The sequence below is a fragment of the Rhodopirellula maiorica SM1 genome (assembly GCF_000346295.1).
Lineage (GTDB): Bacteria > Planctomycetota > Planctomycetia > Pirellulales > Pirellulaceae > Novipirellula > Novipirellula maiorica.
In genome coordinates, this window is record NZ_ANOG01000041.1 from 1 (window position 1) to 10,697 (window position 10,697).

Sequence of the window (10,697 nt, forward strand, 5' to 3'; positions counted from 1 at the left end):
GAGCATCTCGGTTGGTACAACCAATCGGAGTTATGCGAGATCGTGCAACGCAATTCGAATAAGCTGAAGATCGCCATCGACGATGGTTCGGCTGGCGTGATCGCCGCACGAAGCCGCAGCACTCCGCGGTTGGCGAACAATCGCTTGCTGTGGGTGCGTGATTACGCTCAAAGCAAAGCCAACGGGAAAGTGGATTCGGCGGTCACCGCAGCGGCGCTCGATATGATCGGGATCGACACATTGGGACTGGATAAACAGGACCGCGGTTACCTCGATACGTTGATGCGGGTCTTTTTAGGAGGCCCGGCGGGACTGGAGGCGATTGCCCACACGATGAACGTCAGCAGCGACACGCTCGAAGACGAAGTCGAACCGTTCCTGTTGCGTACCGAGATGATCGTGCGAACACGTCGCGGCCGGATGGCGACTCACAAAGCGTTCGAGCATATGAAGGTCAAACGCCCAGACGCCAGTGCCTAGCGGTTACAAACCCGCACTCGTCACCAAACTCGCGTTTTTCCGTAGCGAAACTCGCCAAGAGTTTCGGCAGCCGTTTTCGCCCTCCCCCTCTTTTTCAAAAACACTTGGGGGCTGCCGCGCACGCTCGAGTAAAACTACACTGTCCGCGATGAGCGATATTGAACAATACGACTACGACCTGCCTCGCGAGCGAATTGCCCAAGAACCGTTGGCGACTCGCAGCGATGCGCGATTGATGTTGGTGGACCGCAAAGCGGGGACGATTGACCATCACTATGTCCGCGATCTGCCCGAGTTGCTAAAAGCCGATGACACATTGGTGCTCAACAACACGCGGGTAATTCCCGCAAAATTGGTTGGTTATCGCGCCGAAACGAGCGGCCAGTGGCAAGGGCTGTTTTTGCGTGCCGACGCGGCGACCGGGGTTTGGGAAGTGCTGACCAAAACGCGTGGCACGCTCCGGCCGGGCGAAGCGATCACGATCAAAGACCGCGAAGGTCGTCCCAGTATGCAGTTGGTCGTCGTCTCGCGGACCGACGATGGGCACTTGTTGGTGACCCCTCGATTGCCCGGGCGTGACGAATCCGAGTGGCCTCGCGAACCGGCCGATTGGCTCGAACGCTACGGCCGGATCCCGCTGCCGCCCTACATCCGCGATGGCCAGATGGTCGATGCTGATGTGAAAAATTATCAAACCGTTTTTGCCGAACATCGCGGCAGTGTCGCGGCGCCGACAGCCGGATTGCACTTCACCGACAAGCTGCTCGAGTACATCCGCACCGGCGGCACGGACATCCAAGAAGTCACGTTGCACGTCGGGATTGGTACGTTTCGTCCGATCGCCGTCGATCGGTTGGACGAACACACGATGCACAGCGAGTGGGGCCAAATCGATGCGGCGACGGCCGAGACAATTCGCGCCCGCCGCGCCCACGGCCGCTGTATCGCCGTCGGCACAACCAGCGTCCGCGTGCTTGAAAGTGCAGCACAAAACGCCGAAGGACAACTCGAGCCATGGACCGGGGCGACGGACTTGTTCATCAAGCCGCCGTATCAATTCAAAGTCGTCGACGCGCTGATGACCAACTTTCATCTGCCTCGCAGCAGTCTGTTGGTTTTGGTCAGCGCGTTTGCCGGACGCGAACTGATTATGGAAGCGTATCAAAACGCGATTGAAAATGAATATCGCTTCTTCAGCTATGGCGACGCGATGCTGATCGTCTAGATCGCTAATGATTTCAACTCTGCGAACGACGATCGCTGTTGTTCCGCCACCGACTGATTTTTATCCGCTTATTGCGACCCGCTTTTCTATGTCTACCGAAGAACACATCCTGGTGATCCCCGAGTCGGTGATTGCATCCATCGGCGTGATTGATGGTTTTGAATCCGACGTCGATCGTTTCTTGAATCCGATTCTCGCCAGCGACCAATTGTCGTTCCAGCCCCGCACGCCGATGGAAACGGACCCCAGTTTCAAGCAGTTGATTCCCTATGTCTTGCTGGAATGGGCCGACAGCGACGGGACGAAGAAATTGTTCACCTACACTCGTGGTGGCGGTGGCGGAGAAAAGCGTTTGCATGCCAAACGCAGCGTTGGGATCGGCGGCCATATTAGCCGCGAAGATGCCGCCGACGGAGCCAATCCCTACACGACCGGGATGCACCGTGAAATCGAAGAAGAGATTCAGCTTCGCTCTGAGTACAAAGAAACGCAAGAAGGTTTGATTTACGATCCGTCGAACGAAGTGGGCAAAGTCCACCTGGGGGTGGTGCATCGATTTGTCTTGGAATCTCCCGAAGTGCAAAGCAACGAAGCGGATCTAGCCGAAGGTGGTTTCGTCAGCATCGAAGAGCTGAAATCTGATATCGAGCAATTGGAAACCTGGAGCCAACTAGCGATCAAAGCGCTCTACTAAGCCGGTAGGCTTCCGGTAGATGCCGGTAGGCTTCCGGTGTATTGGCTGTTTGACGCAGCGCTGCGAAGCATCTTTCGTAACCCAAATACGCAAGTTTTGAAATTGGGCGTTTGTAGATAGGGGCAGCGCCCCGGTCGTCTGTTCGGATCCATTGACGACTCCTTGCGAATCGGTAGCCTAGGCTTCCAGCATGGGTTCGATGAAGTCCCCAGGCTGGAAGCCTAGGCTACGTTTTGCAGCGACGGGAGTTCATGTGCAGTGCCTTGGACTAGCCACAAAAAAACGACGACGGCACTCACCGTCGTCGTTCTGTCTTAGATCACTACCGAGCCAAAAAATTCTTAATCAAGAATCTTGCTGAGGTCTGCGATGACGGCGTCAACGTTTAGCTTCTTGGCGTTACCGACAGCGTAATTCGCTTTCACGTTGCCTTCGTTGGCCATCACAATGGTGACGTCGGCTTTGGGATTGATGCCGTAGTTGTCAGGACCGTTTGCGTTTTCGTTGGGAACAACAAATGGGATGTTCTTGACGCTGGTGGTCGAAACAAACTTCTTGGCGATATCCGACGCATCGTCTTTGTCTTCGTTTAGAACGTTGACAAAAACGCGAAGTTTGGATTCTTCGTTCGATTTCACTGCTTCGTCAAGTTTCTTAACCAACTCAGCGACCTTGGCGTCGCTGCTGCGAGTGAAAACCATGACTTGGGGCTTTGATCCGTTACGGCAACGGTAGCATAGGTTTTTGCCTTCATCGACACCGTCGTCTTCGGCACCGGCACATTTGGTGACGTAGAAGGGACCTACCTTTTCCCCTGGTTGCAAACCGCTCTTCACGTCACTTGGCTTTTCAGCCATCGCGGTGGTCGCACTGACAAGAGCCAAAGCCAAACCGAGCACTAAAAAGTTCTTCATTCTATATCCTCGTCAAAAGGGGGGCATTGTCGCCATGCTCACTCGGCATGGAGTCAACAGTCTCAAAATCTTAAGCAGATTGAATCGTCTGAAAAATTGTTGTCATCTCGTACTACTGTCCAAGCAATGACGGTTGGGGTGGTTCATCCGCCACCTTTTTTGGATTGTCGTCCAAAATTTGTCTCCAAGGACTCGTTGGGGCGATGCGTCAAATTTTGTTTTGCATGGTGGGAATAGGTGGGCGACTCTCGCATGCTACGAGTTGGACTCCGCTTAGGCAACGGTTCAGGCATCACTGAATTGCGGGCGAGGCGTTATTATAGCGGACGGAAACATCCCACGTGCATCGTCAAATTCCAATTATTGATGTAGTGGATTTCGCCAGAAATCCCTGACAATTAGTAGTGGATTTCGCCAGAAATCCCTGGCACGAATTTGCTTAGGGACATCTGGCTAGTTCCACTAGACTCATACTCGCAGTATCAATCTAGACGGTCCACTCGGTGTTGCCGCGCTCATGCCGGCATTCTCGAATGGATAAGATGGGCGAACCGAATTCGATCAATTCAGCAAGATTAGGATCTAGCGGTGGCAAAAACATCAGCGAAAAATGGCTTGCAGCGTGTGGCGACGTGCCGCGTTGCCAATATCTCAGAGCTAAAGGCAAAGTCCATGGATTTGCAAATTCGAGTCGGTTTCCTTGCTTTTTTGTGGTTCTTTGCCCCGGTTCCGGTGTGGGCTGACACGTCAGCGAATCTTAAACAATCGGGCAGTTCAGCTCGATTGTCCGCGGAAAATACGGCCATCGATCCCCAGACGGACCGCTCTCCCGTTGATGTCGCGATTAATTCATCAGGGACGTGGCCTGCGGGCCATTGGGTTGTGACGGTCAATCAGACCTCGGATTCGATTTCGCTAGTGTCGACCAAATCTCGTACGGTCGTGGACGAAGTCGTCTGCGGCGATCATCCCACTGACGTCGTTTTCGCCAATGACGGTGACCGTTTTGTTGTCAGTTGTGCGTGGTCCGGCGAATTGGTGGTCTATCAGCTCGTTTCTAATCCTTTTCCGCTGGACACTCGGGAATCAAGCAAGCCGGTGGCCTCCAAGTCGTCCGAGGGTACCGCCCGGCGATCGGCAGAAATAAGCGAAATAACACGAATTCGACTTGGATTCGAGCCCTCGGGGGTCGCGTTGTCCCCGGACGCTTCGCGCGCCTACGTTGGGCTCGTCGCATCGGGGGAAGTGGTCGAAGTCGACTTGGTCGAGAACAAAATTTCGCGTCGTGTGGATGTGGGCCATTGGCCAAAGCACCTAGCGATTTCGCCCGATGGAAAACGGTTGGCGGTCGGCTGTAGCGGCGACGGTAATATTGTCGTCATTGACACGACGTCGTTCGAACTTCTTTACGAAGAGCCTCTTGTCGGCGGCATCAACCTTGGACACATGGTTGCGTCGCGGGACGGCAGCCAAGTCTATTTTCCCTGGATGGTCTATCGTTCGAATCCGATCACGATCGGGAACATCAAACGTGGCTGGGTGCTGGCCAGCCGGATTGGGCGAGTTCGGCTGGATGGTCCTGCCTATCGCGAGGCGATTTCGTTGGATGTGCCTGAATTGGCGATTGGCGATCCCTATGGAATGGCGATCACGTCCGACGAGAAACAAATGGTCGTCACGGCAGGCGGCACCCACGAATTGCTGTTCTATCGACTGCCCGATTTACCCTTTATTGGTGCCGGTGGCCCAGGCGATTTGATCGAACGTGAATTGCAGTATGATCGGAAACGGTTCGACCGAATTCCGCTTGGGGGACGTCCGCTCGGAATTGAAATCGCCGAAGATGATCGCACAGCCTACATTGCGAATTACCTCAACAACTCAGTGCAAGTGGTTGATCTGGTGAAGCGGGAATTGCTGCACGAAATTGATCTGGGAGGCCCTGATTCGATGTCACTTGCTCGTCAAGGAATGGCGATCTTTCATGACGCGACACGAAGCTTGGACCAGTGGTATAGCTGTCATTCGTGTCATCAAGACGGCGGTTCGAATGCCCGCCCGATGGACACGATGAACGATGGCACCGAGTTGACCGTGAAAACCGTGTTGCCGCTGTTTGACGTCGAGAAGACAAAGCCGTATACGTGGCACGGTTGGCAGCAGAGCTTGGATGATTCGATCACCAAATCCTTTACGTCCACGATGATTGGCAAAGCTCCGTCGGCGAGCGAGACCACGGCAGTGCGTGCCTACCTCGCTTCGCTCGAATTGCCGCCTAATCCGTACCGGGGGCCTGACGGCAAATTGTCCGAATCGGCCGCTCGTGGACGCCAAGTCTTTCTTAGCTCCAAAGCGGCCTGCGTCGATTGTCATCATGGTCCCGAGCTAACCGATAACGAAATTCACGATGTTGGCCTCAATTCCAAGGACGATTTTTACGAAGACTACAACACGCCGTCGCTGCGAGGCACCTACCGAAAAGCACGTTGGTTGCACAGCGGCCGCGCCAAAACGCTCGAGCGAGTCGTCACTGATTTGCACAGCCCTGAAAAGGTCAACGGCGAAGCGAAGCTTACCGAACAAGAAGCGGCGGATTTAATCGAATATTTAAAGACTCTGTGATAGAGCCGGAGGTCTTCGATCGGCTAAAATGCGGTGATGCAACATTCCGATCTCCAAGCCGCTTGCCAAACTGTCGTTCATTTGTCCCAGCACATGACGCGACTACGAGGCGAAGCGGTTCAATTTCAACAGACATGCACAACGCTTTGTCGTGGATACTTCACGCCCAGCGAGGATGATCTGGTAACACATTTGTGGGTGTCCTATCACAAGGCCCGCAATGCACTATTGGAATTGATTCAATCGACTCGCCAATCGGTGGGTAGAGACGTCGAGGATCATCCTGGCGAATTCTTATGCGCCTACGCCGCTGCCGTCGTGCTGGTGGATGCCGCTCGATGTTTGCGAGACCTTTTCGCAAACAATGCACTCGTGCGTCGCAAACTAAATGAGTCGTATGATGCCTACGGGATCCCAGCGGGCAGCTTTGATGCGATTCAATTGACGTTGACGTCGCCGTCCAATGCAACCCAGTTAAACCGAGCGAATCAGTTTTATGCCAACCATCACGATTCGCTTGCCGAGACGGCTGCCGGACACCCGTCGCTGCAGGAAGTGCAAAGCGTGATTGACACCCGTTTGCAGCGAGTGCAGGTCGGGCCCGGACAATACATACGCTCACGAATTGTCGAGCGTCGGCGTGATTTCCGCGAACGCATATTGGCTGGCAGTCTGCGACAACTGATTTACACCGTGCAGCAGTGGGGCTCGCTCGCCGTCAGTGCGATTAGCACGAATCCGAGCCATGTTCCTCAATTACCCGCGTCGATCGCGGCCGAGTTGTCGACGTTACTGCGTCCCGGCGACATCTTCGTTACTCGCAAAGACACCGCACTGACAAATTATTTCTTGCCTGGATATTGGCCTCACGCCGCGTTTTATATCGGTGAAGACCAAGTGATCGAGTCGCTTAAGGACGGCGTGCGTGTGCGATCGATGATTTCGCCGTTTGGCAATGATGCTGTCGCGGTCATTCGGCCTCAGCTCGATCCGGCGGTCATTGCCAAAGGAATCGAGCGAGCGAAGACTCATCTGGGCAAACCCTATGATTTCGATTTTGACTTTACCCGGTCGGACCGTTTGGTTTGTACCGAAGTCGTGTACCGAGCATTTGAAGGGATGGGCGACATTGTGTTTACCTTGACCAAGCGAGCCGGGCGGCAAACGTTGTCGGCCGAAGATCTGTTGTCGCTGGCAATCCAGCGAAGATACTTCCATCCGGTCTCGGTTTTTTGCCCGCGTCACGGCGAACAACTTCAGGCCGACGATGCGATGTGCGAGATATTGCGAAACACGATGGCGAAATCGCTGCGTTGAATTATTGGGCCCGGTTGAGACAATGGGCCCGATTTGCCTGTTGCTCGCCCTGGGGTGTGGGAAAGTTGACCGGCGATTTCCGATCGATTACTCTTTCTAGGCGTACTTTTTTTCCCGCCTTCCGCTCGGTATGTGACCGAACTTGCAAACGCCTGACGTTTTTGGGACAGCTGAAATTCCCATGACGAACAAGTGGCCGGCAAATGTCGAGCATGTTCACACCGGGTTTTCCTGCCCTCCTCGTCCTAACTCTCTCACCCTCTGATAGGTACTTCTCATGCGAATGCTGAGCCTGATCTGTTTCTTGACCAGCTTGCTGCTGCCCTTGAGCCAAGTTCACGCTGAATCCGACGAGAATCCGTCCGATCGGAAAAAGGTCGTCTTTATTTCTGGTCCGCCTAGCCATGGCTACGGGGCACACGAGCACTACGCGGGATCTCTGCTGCTGGCCAACACACTCAAAGAGGCGATGCCAAATTTTGATGTTGAAGTCATCAAGCATGGTTGGCCCAGTGAAGGCGTCAAAGCACTTGAGGGAGCCGATACGATCGTCGTCTATTGCGATGGTGGTAAACGTCACTTGTTAAACCCACACATCGACGAGCTCGACCCGTTGATGGACAAAGGCGTCGGCTTGGTTTGTGTTCACTACGGAGTTGAAACGCCCGCCGGCAAAACCGGAGACGCGTTCTTGGATTGGATCGGTGGCTATTTCGAAGCAGGCTGGTCCGTTAATCCTCATTGGGTAGCAAAGTACGACTCGTTCCCGGATCACCCGATCAGCCGAGGTGTCAAACCGTTTGCGATCAATGACGAGTGGTACTATCACATGCGATTTCGTGACGGCATGAAAGGCGTCACACCGATTTTGTCGGCGCTGCCACCCGAGGACACACTCCGCCGCCCCGACGGTCCGCACAGCGGCAACCCCGCAGTTCGCAAAGCCGTTGCCAACAAGGAAGTCCAGCACATGGCGTGGGCCGCCGAGCGTGACGGAGGTGGCCGCGGCTTCGGTTTCACCGGAGGTCATTTTCACTGGAATTGGGGTGACGAGAACTTTCGCAAAGTGATGCTCAATGCAATCGTCTGGACGGCACACGGCGAAGTGCCCTCCAGCGGTGTTACGACCGGCAACCCATCGCAAGACGAACTCGAAGCGAACCAAGACGAGCCCAAGCCCGCGGCTAAAGCTAAAAAAAAAGACTGACAAGCCAGTAAGGCCGATTGCGATCAAGCGATCACAATCTGAATCGGTGAAAAACAGTGCAGTAAAGCCGATCTTTAAAAGCAAGTCGGTTTCGAAACGAACTCCGGGGCATACCGTTTCCATCGATGTGCCACTCGGCAACGCAAAGCAGCTGTACCTCGTCGTTTCGGATGCGGGAAACGGTTTCTCATGTGACTGGGCTGATTGGGCCGAGCCTCGCTTGGTCGGTCCCAAAGGGGAAAAGAAATTAACCGAGATCAAATGGATTGACGCGTCGTCTCAGTGGGGCAAGGTCCGCGTCAATAAAAATGCTGGCGGTGGTCCTCTGAAGATCGCTGGTAATGCGGTCGCCTACGGGATTGGCACACACGCGAATTCGCTGATCGCGTTTGAGTTGCCGGAGGGCTATGACCGCTTTGTTGCCACCGGCGGACTCGACAATGGTGGAACCGACCAGAGTGGAGGCGACGGTGCGGAAGTCGAATTTCTTGTTTATACCGCCAAGCCTTCGCTGCCGACCAAGCGGGTAAGCGACGCAGGATCGCATGAAGCGACCGAAGCACTCGGCGGTTTGGATGTCGGTGATGATTTAGCCGCCACATTGTTCGCGGCTGAACCACAACTGTTGAGCCCATCGAACATCGACATCGACCATCGCGGCCGCGTCTGGGTTTGCGAAATCGTCAACTATCGTCGCCACAAAGGAAAACGTGCCGACGGAGATCGGATCTTGATCCTCGAAGATTCCGATGGCGACGGCCAAGCGGACAAAGAAACGGTGTTCTACCAAGGCACCGATATCGATTCGCCCCATGGCGTTTGTGTGCTGGGCGATAAAGTCATTGTTTCGGCAGGCGACAAAGTCTTTTTGTTTTACCGATGCCAACGGCGACGATAAACCCGACAGTAAGGAAGTTTTGTTCAGCGGGATCTCCGGAACCCAACATGACCATGGCATCCACGCGTTCACGTTCGGTCCTGATGGAAAGTTGTACTTCAACTTCGGCAATGCGGGGCACCAAATCAAAGACAAAAACGGCAATCCGATCATTGATGCCGCCGGAAACGAAGTGGCTGCGAAACGGCAGCCCTATCAAGAGGGAATGGTGTTTCGTTGCAATCTGGATGGCAGTGATTTTGAAACGCTGGGCTGGAACTTTCGCAACAATTGGATGGTCACCGTCGACTCTTACGGATCGATTTGGCAATCCGATAACGATGACGATGGCAACAAAGGCGTACGAATCAATTACGTGATGGAGTTCGGTAACTACGGTTACAAAGACGAAAAGACCGGTGCCGGATGGCGCTCGCCTCGCACGGGAATGAGCCCCCATATTCCCGAACAACATTGGCACTTAAACGATCCAGGCGTTGTTCCCAATCTGCTGCTAACCGGAGCCGGATCGCCCACAGGGATCACCGTTTACGAAGGCGATCTGTTGCCGATGTTTCGTGGCGACTTAATCCATTGTGATGCGGGGCCCAATGTTTGCCGCGGTTACCTATTGGAAGACGACGGCGCCGGTTATCAGGCAGAGATCCGCAATGTCTTGACCGGAACTCGTGACAAATGGTTTCGTCCGTCCGATGTGAAGGTAGCTCCTGATGGATCGCTGATCATTGCCGATTGGTACGACCCCGGCGTTGGAGGACACGGGATGGGGGATCTCGATCGAGGTCGCTTGTTCCGCATCGTGCCAAGCGATCACGACGGCAAATATCAGACACCCAAGTTCGATTTCTCGACCATTGATGGAGCGATCGAGGCACTGAAGAATCCGAATTACTCCGTTCGCGCGATGGCCTGGCAATCGCTGCACGAGCAAGGAGCGGATGCCGAGTCGGCGCTCGCGAAACTTGCGTCGTCGGACGATCCAATCCTCCGCGCTCGCGCGTATTGGTTGCTCGGCAAGATCGAGGGGCGTGGTAAGAAAACGGTGGGCGAGGCGATCGCGGATGATGATCCCAACATTCGGATTGTCGGGGTGCGTTTAGCTCGTCAATTAGAGCTTGATACCAGTGAGTACGTGCGGCCGTTAATCAGAGACGATTCGCCCCAAGTCCGTCGTGAACTGCTTGTGTCGCTGCGTCATAGTAAATCGGCTGAGAAGCCTGAGTTGTGGGCCGAGCTTGCACTGCAGCACGATGGGAAAGACCGTTGGTACCTCGAGGCCCTGGGCTTGGCATCGGATACGGATGCAGACGTCTTTGTTTTTCCGTTGGCTCGAGAAGGCC

General features: G+C 54.5%; 9 protein-coding genes. 8 read left to right on the forward strand and 1 reads right to left on the reverse strand.

What is annotated here, in order from left to right; all coding sequences use genetic code 11:
• The 3 genes from RMSM_RS01365 to RMSM_RS01375 form a co-directional block, all read left to right on the forward strand.
• Positions 1 to 480: Holliday junction DNA helicase RuvB C-terminal domain-containing protein (locus RMSM_RS01365; protein WP_040763471.1), on the forward strand; the 480-nt coding region annotated here is incomplete at its 5' end.
• 148 nt (positions 481 to 628) lie between these two features.
• Positions 629 to 1,705, forward strand: coding sequence for a tRNA preQ1(34) S-adenosylmethionine ribosyltransferase-isomerase QueA (gene queA, locus RMSM_RS01370; RefSeq protein ID WP_008690409.1), 1,077 nt, complete (start codon positions 629 to 631; stop codon positions 1,703 to 1,705).
• 88 nt (positions 1,706 to 1,793) lie between these two features.
• A complete protein-coding gene (locus RMSM_RS01375; protein WP_040763477.1) occupies positions 1,794 to 2,399 on the forward strand; it encodes a phosphoesterase in 606 nt (201 codons plus the stop codon).
• A gap of 341 nt (positions 2,400 to 2,740) precedes the next feature.
• Here RMSM_RS01375 and RMSM_RS01380 read toward each other — a convergent pair whose 3' ends face one another.
• A complete protein-coding gene (locus RMSM_RS01380) occupies positions 2,741 to 3,313 on the reverse strand; it encodes a hypothetical protein (RefSeq protein WP_008690413.1) in 573 nt (190 codons plus the stop codon).
• A gap of 588 nt (positions 3,314 to 3,901) precedes the next feature.
• Here RMSM_RS01380 and RMSM_RS01390 point away from each other — a divergent pair.
• The 5 genes from RMSM_RS01390 to RMSM_RS41695 all read left to right on the forward strand — a co-directional run.
• Complete coding sequence (locus tag RMSM_RS01390) at positions 3,902 to 5,935, forward strand: c-type cytochrome (RefSeq protein WP_008690415.1); 2,034 nt, start codon at positions 3,902 to 3,904, stop codon at positions 5,933 to 5,935.
• 93 nt (positions 5,936 to 6,028) lie between these two features.
• Entirely contained in the window at positions 6,029 to 7,252 is a 1,224-nt protein-coding gene (locus RMSM_RS01395) for a YiiX/YebB-like N1pC/P60 family cysteine hydrolase (protein ID WP_008690416.1), read from the forward strand.
• A 277-nt stretch (positions 7,253 to 7,529) separates the two neighbouring features.
• Positions 7,530 to 8,459 carry a ThuA domain-containing protein gene (locus RMSM_RS01400; protein ID WP_008690418.1) on the forward strand — a complete coding sequence of 310 codons (930 nt, stop codon included), beginning with the start codon at positions 7,530 to 7,532 and terminating at the stop codon, positions 8,457 to 8,459.
• A 46-nt stretch (positions 8,460 to 8,505) separates the two neighbouring features.
• Entirely contained in the window at positions 8,506 to 9,357 is an 852-nt protein-coding gene (locus tag RMSM_RS41690) for an NPCBM/NEW2 domain-containing protein (protein WP_008690420.1), read from the forward strand.
• Positions 9,272 to 10,697 (forward strand): PVC-type heme-binding CxxCH protein (locus RMSM_RS41695; RefSeq protein WP_173405103.1); only part of this gene is annotated, 1,426 nt, incomplete at its 3' end. The genes RMSM_RS41690 and RMSM_RS41695, both read left to right, overlap by 86 nt.